Source organism: Lentzea sp. NPDC054927 (assembly GCF_053610285.1).
This window is the reverse complement of record NZ_JBSGXZ010000028.1, coordinates 56,238-76,097: the sequence shown is the minus strand read 5'-3', so window position 1 is coordinate 76,097 and position 19,860 is coordinate 56,238. Positions and strand designations below refer to the sequence as shown.

Below are 19,860 nucleotides of genomic sequence, written 5' to 3'. Positions count from 1 at the left end.
GGTCGATGAGGGTCACGACGCCGATCACATCACATCCGGTGAACGACCGAGGGGGTGATGTAGCTCTCGCCGGTGGTTCGTGCAACCGTTGTTGCCTCAGATTCCGTCCGGTAAGTGCAACTCGTAGAACGAGCGGAGAGCAGTCCGCGTGGATCAGCGCGACGAGCAGGAGTTCGCGGAGTATTTCGTGGCTCGCCGTGAGGCCGTGCGCCGAACGGCATACCTGCTGTGCGGCGACTGGCACCGCGCTGACGACTTCGCGCAGACAGCGTTCGTAGCGGTGCACAGGAGGTGGCGGAAGATCCGGGACAAGCAGGCTCTCGACGCCTACGTCCGTCGCACCGTCGTGCGCGCGGTGATCGATGAATCACGCCGTCCGTGGCGCCGCGAGAAGTTCACCGACGAGATGCCGGAACCACCGACGACGGACGCTGAGATAGCCGAGACGGTCGCGACGCGTGAGGCGTTGATGAAGGGCCTGCGCAGAGTTCCGCCGCGGCAACGGGCGGTGCTCGTGCTGAGGTTCCTCGAGGGCCTCGACGTGACGGCGACGGCCGAGGTGCTGAAGTGCTCGGAAGGAACTGTGAAGAGTCAGACCGCCCGCGGGCTGACCGCGTTGCGGGAAGCTCTGGGCGACGCGATCGACGATCTGCGACCGGCGTCATGACCAGCGAGAGGAGGACGTAGATGGACGAGCAGAAGCTCGCGGACCTGTTCCGCGACGCCGCGCACGACGCGCCACCGGCGTCCTTCGACGCAGGTGACGTCCGTACGGCTTCGCGCCGTGCCACGATGCGCAGGCGCAACTCGATCGCCGCGGGCACCACCTTGGTCGTGGTGCTCGGTTTCGGCGGTGTCGTGGCGGGTAACAACTGGATCAGTCAGAACGAGAAGAGCACGGCTGGTTATGGGCAGCAGCAGGACAACGCGGCACAATCGCCGATGACCGCGCTGGAACAGGCCCAGCCGCCACCGAAGAACTTTCCGAGCGACGGCATGTCCACGCAGGGGGACGTACCGGCGCCGGGAAGCACTGGCTCTGCCAGTGCACGCGCAGTGCAGGGCTGCGCAGGTGTGGACCGAGAGCTCGCCGACGCCCTCGCCGTCGAGCTTTCGGTCTCACCGGACCACGCGGAACCGCCGGCGGTGACCTGTTCGCCGAACTCGCGCGCGGCCACGTTCAAGATCGACGGCCTGACGCTCACCGCGGTCGTCACGCCGGAGTTCTTCGAGCCGCCGGCCGGCGCGCAGACGGAGAAGGCGAAAACCGCGAAAGGCCAGGACCTCTACGTCTTCACGCAGGGAGATGGCGAGCTGAAAGGCCAGGCCAAGCGGTTCACCGACGCACTGGCCCCGAGGTTCTGATCGTCAGCCAAGTACTCTGGCGCGACTATGACGGCAGCAACCCCCAAGGGTGAGCGCAGGCGGCAGGCGCTCGTCGAGGCCGCGGCCGAACTGCTCGTGGAGGGCGGATTCGACGCGATCAGGCACCGCGCGGTCGCCGAACGCGCAGGCCTGCCGCTCGCCTCGACCACGTACTACTTCGACTCGCTGGACGAGCTGATCACCGCCGCCGTGGAGTTCCACGCCCACGCCGAACTGGCGAGCTGCCGCGAACGCCTGGCGACGATCTCGGACCGGCTGACCGACGACGACGTGCTCGTGGACCTGGTCCTCGACCTGCTCGTCGGCCAGGACGTCACCGACACCGAGGCGATGCTGCTGCGCTACGAACGCCTCGTCGCGACCGGCCGCCGCCCGTACCTGCGGCCGTTGATGCTGGTGCTGTCCACGGAGCTGCACGCGCTGATCGCCGACATCTTCGCCCGCTCCGGCCGTGACATCGCGCAGGACCGGGTCGAGGAGTTGATCGCGCTGGTGGACGGTTCGATGGTGAACGCGTTCATCGAACTCAAGCCGGATCCGCGCGGCGTCGCGGCCAGGATGCTCCGTTCGGCCCTTTCGCGTCACCGATGATGCAACCTCGCGTTCCCCTGATGCGTTCCCCTGGTTGAGGACGCGAGAGGGGATCGCATGCGCAAGGCCGATGAGCAGGGCTTTCGCGAGTTCGCGGCAGCCAATGCCGCGTCTTTGCGACGCACTGCCTATCTGTTCTGTGGCGACTGGCACACGGCAGAAGACCTGATGCAGTCGAGCCTGATGAAGATGTACATGGCCTGGAAGCGCATCAAGGACCTGGACAACCTGATCGCTTACGCCCGCAAGGTGCTGCTGCGCACCTGGCTGGACGAGAAGCGCAGGCCGTGGCGCAGAGCCGAGCAGCGCGACGGGGAGCTGCCGGACGCCGCGGACGCCACCTCCGATCCCGACACGACCAGCGCGAAGCTCTGGGCACGCGAGCTGGTGCACACCGCGTTGTTGCAGGTGCCGCCGAGGCAACGGGCGGTGCTGGTGCTGCGTTATTTCGAAGACCTGTCGGTCGCCGAGGTGGCCGTGGCCATGGGTTGCACCGAGGGAACGGTCAAGAGCCAGACGGCGCGCGGCCTCGCGACGTTGCGCGCCATCGTGGAGAAGCTCGACAGCAGTTCGGGGAGGGTCGCGTCGTGAGTGAGCAGGAGATCCGCGAGGGAATGCTGCTGGCCGTCTGGGACGAGCCGCCGCTCGACTTCGACCCGGACACGCTGATGAGGCGGGTCGAGCAGAAAAAAAGTCGCCGACGAGCGCTGGTCACTGTGGGCGTGGCTACGGCGATGATCGTCGTGGCGTCGCTCACGCTGCCCGGTCTGCTGCCGCGCGGCCAGGACGGCCAGCTCGCCTCCGACAACCCGACGACCACGGCCGTGCCCCCGAGCGAGTCGATGGAGAAGAAGGCCGAGCGCATCGGCGACAAGCTGGCGGAGAGGCTCGCGCTGAGCGCGCCGCAGCTGAAGGAGGTCTACGGGAGCTTCAACCCCGGCCGGTTCGTCTACCCCCCGTACTCGTCGTCGTCGACGTCGACGACTCAGCCGAAGCGGCCGTCCGATCCGGAGTTCACCGGCCTGCTGTACCTGACCGACGAGATCGGTCCGACGGCGCTGCGGGTGGAAGCCGGCAAGGCCCCGTTCTCGCTGAACAGCTTCTGCTCCGGCGCGGTCACCTGCCAGGACGTGCAGCAGAAGGACGGATCGGTCGTCACCGAGGCCGAGTTCCTCGAAGGAGGCTCGCAGGTCGCGCGGGCGGAAGTGGTGCGCCGGTTCCAGGGCGGGCTGCACGTGACGATCTCCAGCCACAACTACAACCCCGCGACCAGCCGGGGCCTGCGGGCGACCGTTCCGGTGCAAGTGGGGGTCCTCACAACGCTGGTCACGGACCCGAGCATCGACTGGGAGTGAGTCCCGTGTGCACTAATCTGGCGGTGTGAGCAAGCCGCGCATCGCCAACGTCCTCGCAGGTCGCTACGCCTCCACGTCGCTCGCGACGCTCTGGTCGGCCGAGCACAAGATCGTGCTGGAGCGCCAGCTGTGGCTCGCGGTGCTGCGCGCCCAGGCCGCCGCCGGCATCGAGGTGCCGGCGACCGCGATCGCCGACTACGAGCGCGTGCTGGAGCAGGTCGACCTGGAGTCGATCGCGGCGCGTGAGCGGGTGACGCGGCACGACGTGAAGGCACGCATCGAGGAGTTCAACGCGCTCGCGGGCCACGAGCAGGTCCACAAGGGCATGACCTCGCGCGACCTGACCGAGAACGTCGAGCAGCTGCAGGTCCTGCGCTCGCTGGAGCTGATCAGGTCCAAGGTCGCGGCGGTGCTCGGACGCCTGGCGCGGCTCGCGGCAGAGCACTCCGACCTGGTGATGGCCGGTCGCTCGCACAACGTGGCCGCGCAGGCCACGACGCTGGGCAAGCGGTTCGCGACGGGCGCGGACGAGCTGCTGGTCGCGTTCTCGCGGCTGGACGAGCTGATCGCGCGGTACCCGTTGCGCGGCATCAAGGGCCCGGTCGGCACCGCTCAGGACATGCTCGACCTGCTCGGCACGCCGGAGAAGCTGACCGAGCTGGAGCGCACGGTCGCCGGTCACCTCGGCTTCGAGCGCGTGCTGACCTCGGTCGGCCAGGTCTACCCGCGCTCGCTCGACTTCGACGTGGTGTCGACGCTCGTGCAGCTCGCGGCGGCGCCGTCGTCGGTCGCGAAAACCATTCGCCTGATGGCGGGCCACGAGCTGGTGACCGAGGGCTTCAAGCCCGGCCAGGTCGGGTCCAGTGCGATGCCGCACAAGATGAACACGCGGTCCTGCGAGCGCGTGAACGGCTTCGCGGTGATCCTGCGCGGCTACCTGTCCATGGTCGGCGAGCTCGCGGGCGACCAGTGGAACGAGGGCGACGTGTCGTGCTCGGTGGTCCGCCGGGTCGCGCTGCCGGACGCGTTCTTCGCGTTCGACGGGCTGCTGGAGACGTTCCTGACGGTGCTGGACGAGTTCGGTGCCTACCCGGCCGTGGTCGCTCGTGAGCTGGACCGCTACCTGCCGTTCCTCGGCACCACGAAGGTGCTGATGGCGGCCGTGCGCGCGGGTGTCGGCCGCGAGACCGCGCACGAGGCCATCAAGGAGAACGCGGTGGCCGTGGCGCTGGCGATGCGCGAGCAGGGCCTCGCGCAGAACGACCTGCTGGACCGCCTGGCCGCGGACGAGCGCCTGCCGCTGGATCGCGCGGCGCTGGACGCGTTGCTGGCCGACCGCCTGTCGTTCACCGGCGTGGCGTCGGCGCAGGTCGCGTCCGTGGTCGAGCAGGTCGCGGCGGTGGTCGACAAGTACCCGGTCTACGAGCCGGAGCCGATTCTGTGATCGTGTCCGGCCTGCACGTCCATCCGATCAAGGGCTGCGGCGGGTTCTCCGTCGCGGCGTCGGCCGTCGACCTCACGGGTCTGCGGGACGACCGGATGATGGTGCTGGCCGACGACGACGGCGTGTTCCTGTCGCAGCGCAAGGTGCCGGCGATGGCAGCGCTGCGCCCGTCTCTTGTGGACTCCTCGCTGGTGATCGGCGGGGAGTCGTTCCCGGTTGTCGTTGACGGGCCTCGGGTTCCGGTGGTCGTGCACAAGTGGCACGGCTCCGGAATCGACCAGGGCGACGCCGCCGCGGCGTACTTCTCGGACGCGCTCGGGATGTCCGTGCGGCTCCTGCGCACGCCCCCGGACCTGCGCCGGGAGTCGGGCGGCGAGACGGCCGGTCTGGTCGGGTACGCGGACGCGCACGCGTTGCTGATGATCTCGCTGTCCTCGTTGGACGGGCTGAACGAGCGGATCCTGGAGCACGGCGGCGAGCCCGTGCCGATGAACCGCTTCCGCCCCAACATCGTCGTGTCCGGATGGCCGGAGCCGCACACGGAGGACCGGGTGCGGCGCGCGGCGATCGGCGACGTGGAACTGGCCTACGCCAAGGACTGCGTGCGATGCGCCGTGCCGATGGTGGATCAGGAGACCGGGCTGCGCGACGGCCCGGAGCCGACGTGGACGCTCGCCACCTACCGGCGTGACCCGGACGGCGGCGTGATCTTCGGGATGAAGGCGGCCGTCATCACCACCGGCACCGTCGCGATCGGGGACAAGATCGACGTGCTGGAGTGGCGTTCCTAAGCCTTCTGCCAGCGCAGCCGGTCACCGCGCTGGGCGTCCTTGCGGCAGACCAACGGCTCGTTGAGCAGGCCGATGCCTTGTGCGCCTTCGGGATCGCACCGCGCACCCTCGTTGACCAGCAGGCCTCGCTGAGGCGGCGCGGTGGTCGTGGTGGGCTGCTGAGCGGGCGGCGGAGCCTGCACGGGCGGCGGCTTCGGCTGCGTGGTCGTCGTCGTGGTGGTGGTCGTTGCGGAGCCTGAGGTCTTGACCGTGATCTCGGCGACGTCCGGGGTCGGCACGATGCTGACCGGCTGGGCCGTGCTCGTGTCCTGCGAGCCTGACGACGAGGTCGAGATGGGGGTGGAGTCGAAGCTCCAGCCGGCCACGCCCAGCACGATGAGCAGTCCCGCACTGGCCAACGCCGGGATCCACAACGCCTTACGGGTGAGCACGGGGTGCACCTTAAGCGTCTTCGAGCTTGATCTGTAGAGGTGAGGGGTGTGCGTCGGTTTTCCGGAACAAGCGGGCACGTAGGCTGGCGGCCGTGCCAACGCTCGCTGACTACCAGCACGTCGCCCGCGGCAAGGTTCGCGAACTCTACGACGTCGACGACGAGCTGCTGCTGTTCGTCGCGTCCGACCGGATCTCCGCCTTCGACCACGTCCTGAGCACCGAGATCCCGGACAAGGGCCGCGTGCTCACCGCGATGAGCGTGTTCTGGTTCGAGCGGCTCGCCCCGAACCACCTGGTCGCGTTCGACGACCCGCGGATTCCCGCCGAGGTCCGCGGCCGGGCGCTGCTGGTGCGCAAGCTGAAGATGGTCGACGTCGAGTGCGTGGCGCGCGGGTACCTGACCGGCTCCGGCATGGCCGACTACACGGCGACCGGCGCGGTCTGCGGGATCGAGCTGCCGGCCGGGCTGGTCGAGGCCTCCGAGCTCGTCCCGCCGATCTTCACGCCCGCGTCGAAGGCCGAGATCGGCGCGCACGACGAGAACGTGTCGTTCGACGTCATCGCCGCGAAGCACGGTGAAGAGCTGGCGTCGAAGCTGCGTGACCGCACGATCGAGCTGTACAGCGAGGCGCGCGCGTACGCGTTGAGCCGCGGTCTGATCCTGGCGGACACGAAGTTCGAGTTCGGCCTGGACGCTGCCGGTGAGCTGATCCTGGCGGACGAGGTGTTCACGCCGGACTCGTCGCGGTACTGGCCGGCCGAGGGCTACGAGCCGGGTCGCGTGCAGCCGTCGTTCGACAAGCAGTACGTGCGGGACTGGCTGACGTCGCCGGAGTCCGGCTGGGACCGCAAGAGCGACGTCCCGCCGCCCCCGCTGCCCGCGGAGGTCGTCGAAGCCACCCGGAAGAGGTACGTGGAGGCGTACGAGCGGCTCACTGGCCGGTCTTTCGCTGACTGGCTCGCGTGAGTTAGCTCCGGTTTCACGCGGATGTCACCACGGCATGGCGCACTCAATGCGTGCACTCACAGCTCGTGGTCTCCCTGTCCGGCATCGGTCCGCAGACACTCGACCGATGCGCTGATCTCGCCGCGGCTCTCGAGCCGCGGAAGGTGCCGTTGTCGCTGCTCGTGATCCCTCGCGAGCTCGGCAAGGCACAGGAATGGGTGCGGCAGCGTGCCGCGCTCGGCGATGCGGTCGTGTTGCACGGCCTCGGCCAACGGCGGTTGCCCGCCTACGAGGCCGGGCTGCTGCTCACGGGTGCTCGCGTCCAGATGGAAGCCATCGGCCTCACCGCCGACACGTTCGCACCTCGGCGTTGTGTCGCGTCGCCCGGCACGTTGGTGGCGCTGGCCAAGCACCGGTTCACCCGCTGCGCCGACGCGCACGCCGTCCGCGAGGTGGGCACCGGGCTCGCGACGCTGGGCCGCCTGCACGCGCTGACGGAGCGCAGCAGCTTCGGTGAGCTGCGGTCGCTGGCGCTGGTCTACGCGACCGCACGGTCCGCGCGCCGCGGTGGCCTGACCCGGATCACCGTGGACGCCCGCGACCTGCACCGGCCCGGCGCCCGGCAGGCCGTGCTCGACGCCGTGGACATCGCACTCGCCCACGACGCCGCGCCGACCACCTACGTCAGACTGCCGTCTCCTCGCCAGGCGTCAGCGGCCTGACCTCGGTGCCATCCGGCTTGAGCATGTCGAACATCCGGTAGGCGTTCTCCGGCATCGACAGCAGCTTCTCGTGGATGGGCACGGCCACGCGGGGCTTGATCGCGCGCATGAAGTCGACCGCCTCGCCGAGCCTCAGCCACGGTGCTCCGGTGGGCAGTCCGAGCACGTCCACGTCCTCGTCCGGCACGAACAACGAGTCGCCGGGGTGGTAGAACGCGCCGTCACCGACCACGTAGCCGGTGTTCGGCACGATCGGGATGTCCTGGTGGATCATCGCGTGCTTGCCGCCGACGACCGTGACCGTCGTGTCGCCGACCTTCAGCACGTCACCCGGTCGTGCGATGGTCGGATTTTCGACGCTCGGCGCCGATCCCTCGTCCACGATGAGCTGCGCCTGCGGGTTGGCGGCGAGCAGCGCGGGCAGCTTCTCGACGTCCAGGTGGTCGTAGTGCTGGTGCGTGATGAGTACCGCGTCCAGGTCTTTCAGGTCCTCGAACCCTGCGGAGAACGTGCCGGGGTCGATCAGGATTCGCGTCGATCCCGACTCCAGCAGCACGCAGGCATGACCGAAATGGACAAGTTGCACGGAATCCTCCATTACCGACGTTTGGCGGGCTGACACGGCCAGGTGACGTCGGAAGTATCAAATGGCATGAGGAAAACCCTGCAACTCCTCACGGCACTGGCGCTCGCCCTGCCGATGACGTCCTTCGTCCCTGCTACCACCACCTCTACACCTGCACAGGCTGCGTCGCCGCAGTCGCAGGAAATCGGAACTGAGGAATCGCTCTCAGTCCGTGTTGGTGGAAAGTCCCTTTCCTCCGTGATCGACCGACCTGGTTCCGGGTACGTGAAGATCCACTTCACCGACCTCCGGATCCTGCCCGGCGACGTGCTCACGGTGTCGAACCCTGACGGCACCGAGAAGTACACCTACAACCGGGACCTGAAGAGCTCGCTGACGGCCACGCCCGACTCGACCGGCTTCTGGGCCATGTCGATCACGGGCTCGCGCGCCGTCGTCTCGGTGGGCAACCCGCTCAGCCGGGTGCGGATCGACAAGATCACGCGCGGCTACACCGAGGCCGAGATGGACTCGCGGCCGTCCGTGCAGAGCATCTGCGGCACGAACGACTACAAGGACGCGGTCTGCTACCAGTCCAGCAACCCGACCGAGTTCGGGAAGACCGCGTCCGTCGCGAAGCTGCTGCGCAACGGCAGCTCGCTGTGCACCGCGTGGCGGGTCGGCCCCAACAACCGCCTGCTGACCAACAACCACTGCTTCACCAGCACCGCGGGCATCGAGGTGTGGTTCAACTACCAGTGCCCGACCTGCGGCGGCACCGCGTCCGCTCCCACGACCAAGGTGCTGGCGGCGCAGGTCCTCAAGACCGACGCCGCTCTGGACTACACCCTCTTCACCGTCAACAACTTCGCGGCCATCAGCTCGTTCGGCTTCCTCGAACTGGACGCGCGCGTCCCGGCCGTTGGCGAAGAGATGTACGTCATCGGCCACCCGGCCGGGAAGCTCAAGAAGTTGTCGTTGCGCGACAACAACAACGGCGGCGGCTACTGCATCGTGCGCGCGGTGCGGGTGAACGGCAGCTCGTCGCAGTCCGACATCAGCTACATGTGCGACACCGAAGGCGGCTCGTCCGGCTCACCGGTCCTGTCGAGGCGCACGCACAAGGTGATCGGGCTCCACCACTTCGGCGGCTGCCCGAACCAGGGCGTGCGCATCGACCTCGTCGCCGCGCAGATCGGCTCACTGCTCTGACTAGCCCACCGCGGCAAGGATTTCCTGCTCTTCAGCCGCGGTGAGCCCGGCCTTGCGGGGCCGGTCCAGCCCGAGGCCGCGCTCGTACTCCAGCGAGTCGAGCGCGGTCTCGGCCAGCGGCCTGACCCGCAACCCGTTCGCCAGCGCGTTGCTGACGTCGCGGCCGACCATCTTGGCCCACTCCTGCGGCAACCACAGCGGCAACGACCGCGGCCCGGCCCACGGATTGATCTCCAGCTCTTTGAGGACCTTCTCGGGCACGGACACGAGCTGCGTGCCGGCCGGCGCCGTGACCCCCGCGATCTCCCCCATGGCCATCTGGAACGGCATGACCGGCCCGGTCGAGTCGTACGTGCCCGTGACCCGCTCCTCAGCGGCGAACACGATCCACTGCGCCAAATCTCGCGCATCGATGTGCTGGAACCCCAGGTCAGGACTGTCCGGCACGACCACACGCCCACCCTGAGCCATCCGCGCGGGCCAGTACCCGAACCTGTCACTCGGGTCGTCCGGCCCGGTGATCAGCCCGGCTCTGACGATGAACTCGCGCCCCCGAACCGCCTCCCGCACAGCGTTCTCGCTGGCCACCTTCACACTGCCGTACCGCTCCGACGTGAACTCCTCCGCCGGATCGTCCTCCAACGGCGGCAGAAGCTCGTCGCTCCCCGTCGCGTGGTCCGCGTAGACCGAGATGCTGGACACGAACGTCCAGTGCGGCGTCGTCTGCCCAAACGCCTCCAACGCATCCCGCACCCAGTTCACCGAGTACTTCGACACGTCGATCACAGCGTCGAACTGCTCACCGGCCAACTGGTCGAACGCGCCGGGCTTGTTCCTGTCGATCGAGATCAGGCGCGCGCCCTCGGGCACCCCGCCGGAGGCACCGCGAGCGCCGCACACCACGTCGTGGCCTCGCCGGACGGCCTCCGCCGTGATGGCCTTGCTGAGGAACACGGTTCCGCCGAGCACCAGGATCTTCATGATCTCCAGCATCCGTCCGATCGCGCCGGACTGCCACCGGTCTCGCTTTCGGCGAAATAGCTCGTTGGTATGGGTTTGATCAAGTATCGTTCGGGCCCGGCCGATGGACGTTCCGTGAGTCTGCACGCCTTCGTCGACGAGTCGCGGCGAAACAACACCTACCTGCTGGCCGTAGCCCTGGTTTCGCCCGGCCGGTTGCACCAGTTCCGCAAAGCCCTGCGTGGTTTGCTGATGCCAGGACAGCACGAGCTGCACTGCAAGAAGGAGACACCCAGCCGACGTAAGATGATCGTTTCCCGGCTGGTCGCGGAGCAGGTCTCCGTGCGGCTGTACACGCGGAGCTGCGACCGGGGTGACGAGCAGGCGCGCCAAACGTGCCTCGCGCGGCTCGTCACCGACCTGTTGGACGTCGACGCCCATCGGATGGTCCTCGACTCGCGCGACCAGCGGGATCGGCATGATGCCCTGACGATTCGCACATCGTTGGGCCACGACGCGTTGTCCACGAATCTCGTCTACGAGCACTGCCGCAGCACCAACGAGGAGCTGCTGTGGATCGCGGACGTCGTGGCGTGGTGCTACGGCTCCGGCGGTGAATGGCGGGAGCGGGTGATGCCAGTCGTCGAGTCGATCGTCGAACTGGACTGCCCCTAGAAAGCGCGATACCCAGCCGCCGACCGTCCGGACGTGGGCTGGGTACACTTCCTCGGCTTACGGGCCTCGGCTGCCTCCAACTCTACCAAACGGCGCCGCCGAGGCAAGGTCGTTCACCCGGTGGTGAGTCCGTGACGATGTGCCCCCGCACACGTGCCGGGAGGATGAACGCACAGGTCAGATAGGCTCTCGAGGTACCGCCAGCCCCTCAAACCCGGGAGCAGTCTGTCGTGGCCCGAGTCGTCGTCGACGTCATGCCGAAGCCCGAAATTCTCGACCCCCAAGGCCAGGCGGTGGCGAACGCCCTGCCGCGCCTCGGCTTTGACGGCATCACCGCCGTCCGTCAGGGCAAGCACTTCGAGCTGGAGGTCGCCGACGACGTCGACGACGCCACGCTCGCCAAGATCGCCGAGACCTTCCTCGCCAATCCTGTGATCGAGGACTGGACCGTGCGCAGGGTCGAGGCATGAGGGTCGGTGTCATCACCTTTCCCGGCACGCTCGACGACGTGGACGCACTGCGCGCCGTCAGGTACGCGGACGGGGAGGCTGTGCCGTTGTGGCACGGCGATCACGACCTCAAGGGCGTTGACGCGGTCATCGTGCCCGGTGGGTTCTCGTACGGCGACTACCTGCGGTGTGGCGCCATCGCGCGGTTCGCGCCGGTCATGCAGGAAGTGATCGAGGCCGCGAACAAGGGGATGCCGGTTCTCGGCATCTGCAACGGCTTTCAGATCCTCGCCGAGGCGCATCTGCTGCCGGGGGCGCTCGTCCGCAACCACAAGCTGCACTTCGTGTGCCGCGACCAGTGGCTGAAGGTCGAGAACAACACCACCGCGTGGACCGGCAGGTACGACCTCGGAGCCGAGATCCTCGTGCCGTTGAAGTCCGGCGAGGGCGGGTACCAGGCCGACGCCCAAACCCTTGAACAACTCGAAGGTGACGGCAGGGTCGTCTTCCGGTACGTCGGCGAGAACCCGAACGGCAGCCGCAACAACATCGCGGGCATCAGCAACGCCAGGGGCAACGTCGTCGGCCTCATGCCGCACCCCGAGCACGCGATCGACGCGCTCACCGGGCCGACGGACGACGGACTGGGCATGTTCCTGTCCCTGCTCGACACGGTGGTGAACGCATGAGCATCGACACCGTCAAGAACGCGGAGAACACGCCTGACCAGGAGCAGCCCTACCGGGAGCTGGGCCTGAAGGACGACGAGTACGCGCGCATCAAGGAGATCCTGCGAAGGCGCCCCACTGATGCCGAGCTCGCGATGTACTCGGTTATGTGGAGCGAGCACTGCTCCTACAAGTCGTCCAAGGTGCACCTGAAGTACTTCGGCGACACCACGACCGACGAGATGCGCAGCAAGATGCTCGCGGGCATCGGGGAGAACGCCGGCGTCGTCGACATCGGTGACGGCTGGGCGGTCACGTTCAAGCTGGAGAGCCACAACCACCCGTCGTACGTCGAGCCCTACCAGGGCGCGGCCACGGGGGTCGGCGGCATCGTGCGCGACATCCTCGCCATGGGTGCCCGGCCGCTCGCGGTCATGGACCCCCTGCGGTTCGGCAGGCCGGACGCGCCGGACACGAAACGCGTCCTCCCCGGCATCGTCGCTGGCGTCGGCGGTTACGGGAACTGCCTCGGCCTGCCGAACATCGGCGGCGAGGTCGTGTTCGACGAGTCCTACCAGGGCAACCCGCTGGTCAACGCCCTGTGCGTCGGTGCGATGCGGGTCGAGGACCTGCACCTCGCGCACGCGAGCGGCACCGGCAACAAGGTCATCCTCTACGGCGCGCGCACCGGCCTCGACGGCATCGGCGGGGTCAGCGTCCTGGCGAGCGAGACGTTCGACGACAGCGCCGGCAAGCGCAAGAAGCTGCCGTCCGTGCAGGTCGGCGACCCGTTCACGGAGAAGGTGCTGATCGAGTGCTCGCTCGAGCTGTTCGAGAAGGGCATCGTCGCCGGCATCCAGGACCTCGGCGGCGCGGGTCTGTCCTGCGCGACGAGCGAGCTGGCGTCCGCGGGTGACGGTGGCATGCACGTCTACCTCGAGCGCGTCCCGCTCAGGGCGACCGGCATGACCCCGGCGGAGATCCTCTCCAGCGAGTCCCAGGAACGCATGTGCGCGGTCGTCGAGCCGGCGAACGTCGAGGCGTTCATGGAGGTCTGCGCGAAGTGGGACGTCATCGCCACCGAGATCGGTGAGGTGACCGACGGCGACCGGCTGGTGATCACCTACGACGGCGAGGTCGTCGTGGACGTGCCGCCGCGCACCGTCGCCCACGAGGGCCCGGTCTACCACCGGCCGATCCAGCGCCCTGCCGACCAGGACGAGCTGCAGGCGAACACGCCGGACAGCCTCGAAAGGCCGGAGAACCTGCTCGAGCTGATCAAGACCATGGCGGCCAGCCCCAACCTGGCCTCCAAGAAGTGGGTCACCCAGCAGTACGACCGGTACGTCCGCGGCGGCACGGTTCTCGCGCAGCCGAGCGACGGCGGCATGATCCGGATCGACGAGGAGACCGGCCGAGGTGTCGCTCTCTCGACGGACTGCAACGGCCGCTACACCAAGCTCGACCCGTACGAGGGCGCGAAGCTCGCGTTGGCCGAGGCCTACCGCAACGTCGCAGCTACCGGTGCCACGCCGGTCGCCGTCACGAACTGCCTCAACTTCGGCTCGCCGGAGGACCCGGCGGTCATGTGGCAGTTCGAGCAGGCCGTGAAGGGCCTCGCGGACGGCTGCGCGGAGCTCGGCATCCCGGTGACCGGCGGCAACGTCAGCTTCTACAACCAGACCGGCTCCACGGCGATCCTGCCGACGCCGGTCGTGGGCGTGCTGGGCGTGATCGACGACGTGCGGCGCCGCATCCCCACCGGGATCGGGGCAGAGGCCGGCGAGACGCTGCTGCTGCTCGGCGAGACGCGCGACGAGTTCGGCGGGTCGGAGTGGGCGCACCACGTCCACGGCCACCTCGGCGGACTGCCGCCGAAGGCCGATCTGCAACGCGAGAAGCTGCTCGGCCAGGTCCTCGTCGCGGGCTCGCGGGACGGCATGGTCTCCGCCGCGCACGACCTGTCAGAGGGCGGTCTGGCCCAGGCGCTGGTCGAGACGTGCCTGATCGGCGAGGTGGGCGCGCGGGTGTTCCTGCAGGGCGACCTGTTCACCGAGCTGTTCAGCGAGTCCGCCGGCCGGGTGCTGGTCGCCGTGCCGCGGACCGAGGAGCAGCGCTTCACCGACATGTGCACCGCACGCCGTCTGCCGTGGCGCAAGGTCGGCGTCGTCGACCCGGAGTCGAACGCGCTGGAGATCCAGGGCCTCGGCGAACTCCCGCTGGACGAGCTCCGCGAGGCCTGGGAAGGCACTCTGCCCGCCCTGTTCGACTAACTGTTCCAGCGCATCGCCGTCAGCTGGCGGCGATGCGCTGGAGCTGCTCGAACTTGCCGTTGAACAGGTTCTGGTCGCCGGGGAACAGTCCGGCCGCCTGCCACTGCCAGATCGTGTGGAAGTCGAACCCGAGCGGGAGCGGGCCCAGCTTCGAGTTGTAGTGCGCGACCCACAGCGGGTTGTTGTCCCCGAACTTCACCGAGCCGCCGACGCACTTGTTCCACCAGCTCGTGGACGTGTAGATGGCCGGATGACGCTTGGTGCGCGCGAAGACCGTGTCGCTGAACGCCTTCACCCACGCGGTCATGGCGGCCTGGCTCATGTTGTAGCAAGTCTCGCCGTACGGGTTGTACTCCATGTCCAGCGCGGGAGGCAGCGTCTTGCCGTCGGGCGTCCAGCCACCGCCGTTGTTGACGAAGAAGTTCGCCTGCGCGACGCCGTCGGCACGGTCGGGCAGCGCGAAGTGGTAGGCGCCGCGGATCATGCCGATGTTGAGGGAGCCGTTGTACTGCTGGGTGAACTTCGGGTTCCGGTAGTGGGTGCCCTCGGTCGCCTTGACGTAGGCGAACCGGGCGCCTTTGTCCCAGGAGGACTTCCAGTCGACGTCGCCCTGGTGGCTGCTGACGTCCATCCCCGGGACTTTGCCGTCTGTCGGTGGCGACTCCGCCGAGCGCAGATCGCCGGTGCCTTCGTGCTTGAGGATCTGGGAACCCGCGGTGTGGTCCGCGGAGCCCTCGGGCAAGGGCGCCGCGGACGCGGGTGCCGGCGAGAGGCCGGCGACGATCGCCACGATGCTGATCAAGGTCCGCATGGAGTAGATCGTCCGACCATTTGTCCTAATTTGCCACCGGGGTCACCCGTCCAGGCGGGCCAGCTCGTCCTCGGTCAACTCCAGGTGGGTGGCGGAGGCGGAATCCCGGATGCTCGCCGGTCGAGAAGCACCCGGAATGGGGACTACCACTTCTGACTTCGCCAGCATCCACGCAAGACAGACCTGGTGGGCGCTGACCCCGTGCACGTCGCCGACCTCCTTGAACGGGCCGCTCAGCGCACCCGCCTTGCCGATGCCGCCGAACGGGCTCCACGGCAGGAACGCGATGCCGAGCTTCGCGCACAGCTCCAGTTCGGGTTCGCTCGATCGGAACACCGGCGAGAACTGGTTCTGCACGGCCGCGAGGCGCCCGCCCAGGATCTCGTTGGCCTGCACGATCTCGTCCGGGTTGAAGTTCGAGACGCCCGCGTAGCGGATCTTGCCGTTGTCCAGCAGCTCCTTCAGCGCGCCGACCGACTCCGCGATCGGCGTCTTCGGATCAGGCCGGTGGAACTGGTACAGGAAGATCTGGTCGACGCCGAGCCGCCGCAACGACGCGTCCACGGCCTTGAGCAGGTACTCCGGGCGTCCGTCGAGCTCCCAGCCACCGCCTGCCACCCGCGTGTGACCGCCCTTGGTCGCCACGAACACCTCTTCCGAGCGGCCCTTGAGCCCCTCGGCGATCAGCTCCTCGTTGTGGCCGAAGTCGGTGTCGTCGAGCGAGTAGGCGTCGGCGGTGTCGATGAACGTCACGCCCGCGTCCAGTGCGGCGTGGATGGTCTCGATCGCCCGCGCGCGGTCCGGCCTCCCCTGGACGGAGATGGGCATGCCGCCCAGGCCGATGGCACTGACTTCCACTTCTCCGATACGACGCTTCTGCATGTACTCCACTCTGGACCCTCTGGATTAAGCTGTCCAACGCAAAGAAGTGATCTCATTGAGCACTGGGGGTGATGAATCGTGGAACTCAGACAGCTGGAGTACTTCCTCGCGGTCGCCGACGAGTGTCATTTCACGAGGGCAGCGCGCCGGATGCACGTCTCCCAGTCGGGGCTGTCAGCGTCGATCCGGGCGCTCGAGGTGGAGCTGGGCGCGCCGCTGTTCCTGCGCACCACCCGCCAGGTCGAGCTGACCCAGGCCGGCCGTGCCCTGCTGCCGGAGGCGCGCCGGGCTCTGAGCAGCGTCGAGTCGGCCAGAGACGCCGTCGCCGCGGTGCAGGGGCTGCTGCGCGGCACGTTGTCCGTCGGCAGCCTGCAGTGCCTGCACGTGGTGCACCTGCCCGCGGTGCTGGCGCGGTTCCACGAGATCCACCCCGGTGTGGAGATCCGGATGCGCCAGTCCGGCAACGCCGAACTGGTCGAGGAGGTCCGGGCGGGCCGGCTCGACCTCGCGTTCGTCACGCGGCAGCCGAAGATCGCGGACGACCTGCGGGTGTCCACTTTGGCCAGTGAACCGCTCATGCTCGCGTGCGCGGTGGGAAGTCCGTTCGCCGACAGGGACTTCGTCGGACTGGAGGAGCTCGCCGGGCAGGCTTTCGTCGACTTCAACCCGGACTGGGGCACGCGGGACGACGTCGACCGCATGCTCGCCGCTGCCGGTGTCGAGCGGCACGTCGCCGTCGAGGTCAACGACGTGCACTCGCTCCTGGACTTCGTCGGGTTCGGCCTGGGGGTCGCGCTAGTCCCGCAGTCCTTCGTCGTCAAGACGAACCGCGCGTGCTTCGTCAGCCTTCGCGGCGACCTGCCCGTTGCCGAGACGGTGGTCGTCACCGGCAACACCGTCAGCGCCGCCGCGAGCGTTCTGCTGGACATGGTCGGAGAGGCCAAGTCCGGCCGCCTCCGTGTGGCCGGTTAGCTGCCAGCCGGTCGCGGGCCTGCGGAACTCGGTGCCCTCCAGCACCTCCATCTCACCGGTCTGGTGTGCGGGCGGCTGGTTGGACGGGTGGCAGAAGTTGCCGACCTTCGAGACGCCGTCCTTGGGGTTGCTGAGCTCCACCTCACCGGCGAAGGTGACTTCCTGGAACGAGACCCCGTGCTCGAACGTCGCGTTGGCCATTTGCAACCTGCCGTGGAACTTGCCGCCGGAGAACAGCGTCACCCGCTGCACGTGCATGTTGCGCAGGTTCGTGATGCCGTAGAACTGCGCGCGCCGGGCGACGAACCTGTTGACGTGCCTGCCGTCCAGCGAGAAGTACTCGAGGCTCGCACCGGTCAGGTCCAGGTCGAGGTGGTCGTGCTTGCGCTTCTTCCCCCACGACAGCGTGTCCTTGATCAACCGTTGCGCGGTCTGCCGAACCTGGTGCTCCAGCCGGATCTCCGGCGACACCTCTGCGCTGAAGTCCTGGTCCGGGTCCTCCGGCCTGGCCAGATGAGCGGGGTGCTCGAAGGGACGACGCAGGTATGCGCACAGCACGTCGATCACGGTCTGCCGGTATCGCGGGGTCGACTTCGCCAGCCACGCCAGCGCGTGCATCGCGCCCACCCGCACCTGGTCGGCCTCGTTGCCGAGCAACTCGACCGAGCGCGCGAACCGTTCGTCGGCGACTTTTTCGCTCTCCAGGAAGTGCTTCCGGTCGTTGAGCCACAACGCGTAGAGCGCGACGACGGCACCGCCGGCCACGCCGGCGGTCTTCACCATCTCGACCGCGGGTGCGCGCAGCAAGTACAGCAGGACCGCGGTTGCGGCCGTGACGACCGCGGCCATGACGACCGCGAACAGCCACTTCACGTCAGTTCCTCCACGCTTCGGGTAGCTCGGCCTTCATCGCGAACGTACAGCCGTCCGCCTTCACGTCCGTCCACTCCGAGCCCTTGAACTTGGTCTCGCCCAGAAACTTCGACTCGGTGAGCACCGCGAGGCCGCGAGCCTTGAACCGGCTGAACCACGCCTTGCCGCGGACTTCGGTGTGGTGCATGTAGAACCGGCCGGTCGACTCGACCTCGGTGAGGTAGACGTCGCCGTGGATCACCATGTGGTGGAACGCGTTCGCCTCGTTGAGCCGGGCGACGCGCAGGATCAGGTCGCCGACGTGCCGGTACGACAGGTCCATGTACTCGAGGTGCGCCTTGGTGAGGTTGAGGTCGTAGCGGACCGGGTCCTTCTCCTCGACGCGTGGCAGCAGGTCCTCGATCAGCCGCTGCGAGGTGAGCCGGACCTCCAGCTCGATCTCGTTCTGCACGGCGTCGAAGTCCTCCAGGTCGTCCTCGTGGTGCTGGAACGGCCGGCGCAGGTAGGCGCAGAGGATGTCGAGCACGGTTTGCGTGTATTCCGGCCGGGACTTCGCGAGGCCGGCCAGCGCGTGCATCGCGCCCACCCGCACCTGCGCGGCGTCGTGCCCCAGCAGCTCCACGGCGCGCGCGAACCGTTCGTCGGCCACGCGGGACCTGTCGTGCTCGATGCGCTGGCTCTCGAGCTCCTGGCGGGCCTCCTCGACCTTGCGCCGCCGGTCGTTGAGCCACAACGCGTACAGCGCCACGATCGCGCCGCCCGCGAGGCCACCTGTTTTGATCGCCTCGTGCTTGGGCGCGCCGGGGTCGATGAGCAGCAGGGCGCCACCGACCAGGGCAAACGCGCCCAGCGACGCGAGAATGGTCACGAGCAGCAAACTTTGCGCGCGGCGGTGCTTGCGCGCACCGGCGGCCGGCAGGAACCTCACGAGATCGGCATTCTGCCAAGCAGGTGGTGTGCCAGGCTGACTTATCGGCAGATGATGGGGTTGAACCTCTCCGATCGCGAACGAGGTGAGCTGGTGGAGCGGCCGAACTGGGCGCCGGGGGACATCGACCTGGAACGGCCGAGCGTCGCCCGCGTCTACGACTACTGGTTAGGTGGCGCGCACAACTTCGCCGCCGACCGCGCCATCGCGCAGCAGACCCTGGAGACGATGCCGCAGGTCCGCAGCGTCGTGCTGAACCACCGCGCGTTCCTCCGCAGGGCCGTCCGCTACCTGGTCGGCGCCGGCGTCCGGCAGTTCCTCGACCTCGGTTCCGGCATCCCGACCGTGGGCAACGTGCACGAGATCGCGCAGGCCACCGACCCCGGCGCCCGCGTCGTCTACGTCGACATCGACTCGGTCGCCGTCGCGCACAGCCGCTCGCTGCTCACCGGCAACGACCAGGTGAGCGTGCTGCAGGCCGACGTCCGCGACACGGCGACCGTGCTGGCCTCGAAGGAGGTCGCCGAGCAGCTCGACTTCGACCAGCCGATCGCGGTCCTGATGATCGCGCTGCTGCACTTCGTGTCGGACGAGGAAGACCCGGAGGGCATCGTCGGCGACTATCGAGACCGCCTCGCTCCCGGCAGTTTCCTGGCGGTCTCCCACGCCGGTTACGACGAGTCGGACGAGGTTCCGGTCGCCTCGCGGGAGGCGCGCAAGATCTACGACCGCGGCGTCACCACGACGACTTTGCGCAACAGGTCAGAGGTGACCCGCCTGTTCAAGGGTTTCGAGCTGGTCGAGCCGGGAGTCGTGCGCGTTCCGGCGTGGCGCCCGGAGTCGGTGGACGACGTCGAGGAGTTCGGGAGGGCCTTCCCGGGCTTCGCGGCGGTAGGCCGGAAGGCGTAGGTCGTGTCCGGTAGGT

General features: G+C 68.2%; 22 protein-coding genes and 1 pseudogene. 16 read left to right on the top strand and 7 right to left on the bottom strand.

What is annotated here, in order from left to right; genetic code table 11:
- Positions 1-148 precede the first annotated feature (148 nt).
- From ACWGE0_RS29975 to ACWGE0_RS29945, 7 genes are read left to right on the top strand one after another with little or no spacing between them, the layout of a single operon-like run.
- On the top strand, positions 149-667 hold the full coding sequence (locus ACWGE0_RS29975) for a SigE family RNA polymerase sigma factor (RefSeq protein ID WP_452264241.1): 519 nt from the start codon (positions 149-151) through the stop codon (positions 665-667).
- 20 nt (positions 668-687) lie between these two features.
- Positions 688-1,365 carry a hypothetical protein gene (locus ACWGE0_RS29970; RefSeq protein WP_452264240.1) on the top strand — a complete coding sequence of 226 codons (678 nt, stop codon included), beginning with the start codon at positions 688-690 and terminating at the stop codon, positions 1,363-1,365.
- Positions 1,366-1,392: 27 nt separating this feature from the next.
- Positions 1,393-1,977 carry a TetR/AcrR family transcriptional regulator gene (locus tag ACWGE0_RS29965; protein ID WP_452264239.1) on the top strand — a complete coding sequence of 195 codons (585 nt, stop codon included), beginning with the start codon at positions 1,393-1,395 and terminating at the stop codon, positions 1,975-1,977.
- Positions 1,978-2,034: 57 nt separating this feature from the next.
- Positions 2,035-2,568 (top strand): SigE family RNA polymerase sigma factor, encoded by a 534-nt coding sequence (locus ACWGE0_RS29960; RefSeq protein WP_045316796.1) that lies wholly within the window; start codon positions 2,035-2,037, stop codon positions 2,566-2,568.
- On the top strand, positions 2,565-3,332 hold the full coding sequence (locus tag ACWGE0_RS29955) for a hypothetical protein (RefSeq protein ID WP_452264238.1): 768 nt from the start codon (positions 2,565-2,567) through the stop codon (positions 3,330-3,332). Before ACWGE0_RS29960 ends, ACWGE0_RS29955 begins: the two co-directional genes overlap by 4 nt.
- A 25-nt stretch (positions 3,333-3,357) precedes the next feature.
- Positions 3,358-4,776: an adenylosuccinate lyase gene (purB, locus tag ACWGE0_RS29950; RefSeq protein ID WP_452264237.1), complete on the top strand. Its 1,419-nt coding sequence runs from the start codon at positions 3,358-3,360 to the stop codon at positions 4,774-4,776.
- 2 nt (positions 4,777-4,778) lie between these two features.
- A complete protein-coding gene (locus ACWGE0_RS29945) occupies positions 4,779-5,567 on the top strand; it encodes an MOSC domain-containing protein (RefSeq protein WP_452264236.1) in 789 nt (262 codons plus the stop codon).
- Here the strand turns inward: ACWGE0_RS29945 and ACWGE0_RS29940 are convergent.
- Positions 5,564-5,998, bottom strand: coding sequence for a hypothetical protein (locus ACWGE0_RS29940; protein WP_452264235.1), 435 nt, complete (start codon positions 5,996-5,998; stop codon positions 5,564-5,566). The genes ACWGE0_RS29945 and ACWGE0_RS29940 overlap by 4 nt on opposite strands.
- Positions 5,999-6,090: 92 nt before the next feature.
- Between ACWGE0_RS29940 and ACWGE0_RS29935 the strand changes: the two genes are divergently transcribed.
- Positions 6,091-6,966, top strand: coding sequence for a phosphoribosylaminoimidazolesuccinocarboxamide synthase (locus ACWGE0_RS29935; RefSeq protein WP_452264234.1), 876 nt, complete (start codon positions 6,091-6,093; stop codon positions 6,964-6,966).
- A gap of 50 nt (positions 6,967-7,016) precedes the next feature.
- Positions 7,017-7,667 carry a DUF2334 domain-containing protein gene (locus ACWGE0_RS29930; RefSeq protein WP_452264233.1) on the top strand — a complete coding sequence of 217 codons (651 nt, stop codon included), beginning with the start codon at positions 7,017-7,019 and terminating at the stop codon, positions 7,665-7,667.
- Here the strand turns inward: ACWGE0_RS29930 and ACWGE0_RS29925 are convergent.
- Positions 7,630-8,253: an MBL fold metallo-hydrolase gene (locus tag ACWGE0_RS29925; RefSeq protein ID WP_452264232.1), complete on the bottom strand. Its 624-nt coding sequence runs from the start codon at positions 8,251-8,253 to the stop codon at positions 7,630-7,632. The two genes, ACWGE0_RS29930 and ACWGE0_RS29925, sit on opposite strands and share 38 nt — an antisense overlap.
- Positions 8,254-8,490: 237 nt before the next feature.
- Here ACWGE0_RS29925 and ACWGE0_RS29920 point away from each other — a divergent pair, with 237 nt between their 5' ends.
- Positions 8,491-9,444: a trypsin-like serine peptidase gene (locus tag ACWGE0_RS29920; RefSeq protein WP_452264231.1), complete on the top strand. Its 954-nt coding sequence runs from the start codon at positions 8,491-8,493 to the stop codon at positions 9,442-9,444.
- Here the strand turns inward: ACWGE0_RS29920 and ACWGE0_RS29915 are convergent, their stop codons facing one another.
- On the bottom strand, positions 9,445-10,425 hold the full coding sequence (locus ACWGE0_RS29915; protein WP_452264230.1) for an NAD-dependent epimerase/dehydratase family protein: 981 nt from the start codon (positions 10,423-10,425) through the stop codon (positions 9,445-9,447).
- A gap of 114 nt (positions 10,426-10,539) precedes the next feature.
- Here ACWGE0_RS29915 and ACWGE0_RS29910 point away from each other — a divergent pair, with 114 nt between their 5' ends.
- From ACWGE0_RS29910 to purL, 4 genes are all read left to right on the top strand, one after another.
- Positions 10,540-11,079 carry a DUF3800 domain-containing protein gene (locus ACWGE0_RS29910; RefSeq protein ID WP_452264229.1) on the top strand — a complete coding sequence of 180 codons (540 nt, stop codon included), beginning with the start codon at positions 10,540-10,542 and terminating at the stop codon, positions 11,077-11,079.
- A gap of 230 nt (positions 11,080-11,309) precedes the next feature.
- Positions 11,310-11,549 (top strand): phosphoribosylformylglycinamidine synthase subunit PurS, encoded by a 240-nt coding sequence (gene purS / locus ACWGE0_RS29905; protein ID WP_030465889.1) that lies wholly within the window; start codon positions 11,310-11,312, stop codon positions 11,547-11,549.
- Positions 11,546-12,217 (top strand): phosphoribosylformylglycinamidine synthase subunit PurQ, encoded by a 672-nt coding sequence (purQ, locus tag ACWGE0_RS29900; protein ID WP_452264228.1) that lies wholly within the window; start codon positions 11,546-11,548, stop codon positions 12,215-12,217. Before purS ends, purQ begins: the two co-directional genes overlap by 4 nt.
- Positions 12,214-14,469 carry a phosphoribosylformylglycinamidine synthase subunit PurL gene (gene purL, locus ACWGE0_RS29895; RefSeq protein ID WP_452264227.1) on the top strand — a complete coding sequence of 752 codons (2,256 nt, stop codon included), beginning with the start codon at positions 12,214-12,216 and terminating at the stop codon, positions 14,467-14,469. Before purQ ends, purL begins: the two co-directional genes overlap by 4 nt.
- A 19-nt stretch (positions 14,470-14,488) precedes the next feature.
- Here purL and ACWGE0_RS29890 read toward each other — a convergent pair whose 3' ends face one another.
- Both ACWGE0_RS29890 and ACWGE0_RS29885 read right to left on the bottom strand, forming a co-directional pair.
- A complete protein-coding gene (locus tag ACWGE0_RS29890) occupies positions 14,489-15,280 on the bottom strand; it encodes a lysozyme (RefSeq protein WP_452264226.1) in 792 nt (263 codons plus the stop codon).
- 42 nt (positions 15,281-15,322) lie between these two features.
- Complete coding sequence (locus ACWGE0_RS29885) at positions 15,323-16,162, bottom strand: aldo/keto reductase (protein ID WP_452264225.1); 840 nt, start codon at positions 16,160-16,162, stop codon at positions 15,323-15,325.
- A 78-nt stretch (positions 16,163-16,240) separates the two neighbouring features.
- Between ACWGE0_RS29885 and ACWGE0_RS29880 the strand changes: the two genes are divergently transcribed.
- Entirely contained in the window at positions 16,241-17,134 is an 894-nt protein-coding gene (locus ACWGE0_RS29880; RefSeq protein WP_452264224.1) for a LysR family transcriptional regulator, read from the top strand.
- A 165-nt stretch (positions 17,135-17,299) separates the two neighbouring features.
- Here the strand turns inward: ACWGE0_RS29880 and ACWGE0_RS29875 are convergent.
- Together ACWGE0_RS29875 and ACWGE0_RS29870 are read right to left on the bottom strand one after the other, a co-directional pair.
- Positions 17,300-17,752, bottom strand: a pseudogene (locus tag ACWGE0_RS29875) (hypothetical protein); the annotation flags it as partial.
- Between the two features lie 256 nt (positions 17,753-18,008).
- Complete coding sequence (locus ACWGE0_RS29870) at positions 18,009-18,935, bottom strand: pentapeptide repeat-containing protein (protein ID WP_452264223.1); 927 nt, start codon at positions 18,933-18,935, stop codon at positions 18,009-18,011.
- Between the two features lie 90 nt (positions 18,936-19,025).
- On the opposite strand from ACWGE0_RS29870, the gene ACWGE0_RS29865 reads away from it, so the two are divergent.
- On the top strand, positions 19,026-19,844 hold the full coding sequence (locus ACWGE0_RS29865; protein ID WP_452264293.1) for an SAM-dependent methyltransferase: 819 nt from the start codon (positions 19,026-19,028) through the stop codon (positions 19,842-19,844).
- Positions 19,845-19,860 lie beyond the last annotated feature (16 nt).

What these genes read in the sequence shown, in the direction of transcription:
- ACWGE0_RS29970 (WP_452264240.1), top strand. Translation starts at nt 688, where the DNA reads ATGGACGAGCAGAAGCTCGCGGACCTGTTCCGCGACGCCGCGCACGAC.
- ACWGE0_RS29965 (WP_452264239.1), top strand. Translation starts at nt 1,393, where the DNA reads ATGACGGCAGCAACCCCCAAGGGTGAGCGCAGGCGGCAGGCGCTCGTC.
- ACWGE0_RS29960 (WP_045316796.1), top strand. Translation starts at nt 2,035, where the DNA reads ATGCGCAAGGCCGATGAGCAGGGCTTTCGCGAGTTCGCGGCAGCCAAT.
- ACWGE0_RS29915 (WP_452264230.1), bottom strand. Translation starts at nt 10,425, where the DNA reads ATGAAGATCCTGGTGCTCGGCGGAACCGTGTTCCTCAGCAAGGCCATC.
- purQ (WP_452264228.1), top strand. Translation starts at nt 11,546, where the DNA reads ATGAGGGTCGGTGTCATCACCTTTCCCGGCACGCTCGACGACGTGGAC.
- purL (WP_452264227.1), top strand. Translation starts at nt 12,214, where the DNA reads ATGAGCATCGACACCGTCAAGAACGCGGAGAACACGCCTGACCAGGAG.
- ACWGE0_RS29890 (WP_452264226.1), bottom strand. Translation starts at nt 15,280, where the DNA reads ATGCGGACCTTGATCAGCATCGTGGCGATCGTCGCCGGCCTCTCGCCG.
- ACWGE0_RS29885 (WP_452264225.1), bottom strand. Translation starts at nt 16,162, where the DNA reads ATGCAGAAGCGTCGTATCGGAGAAGTGGAAGTCAGTGCCATCGGCCTG.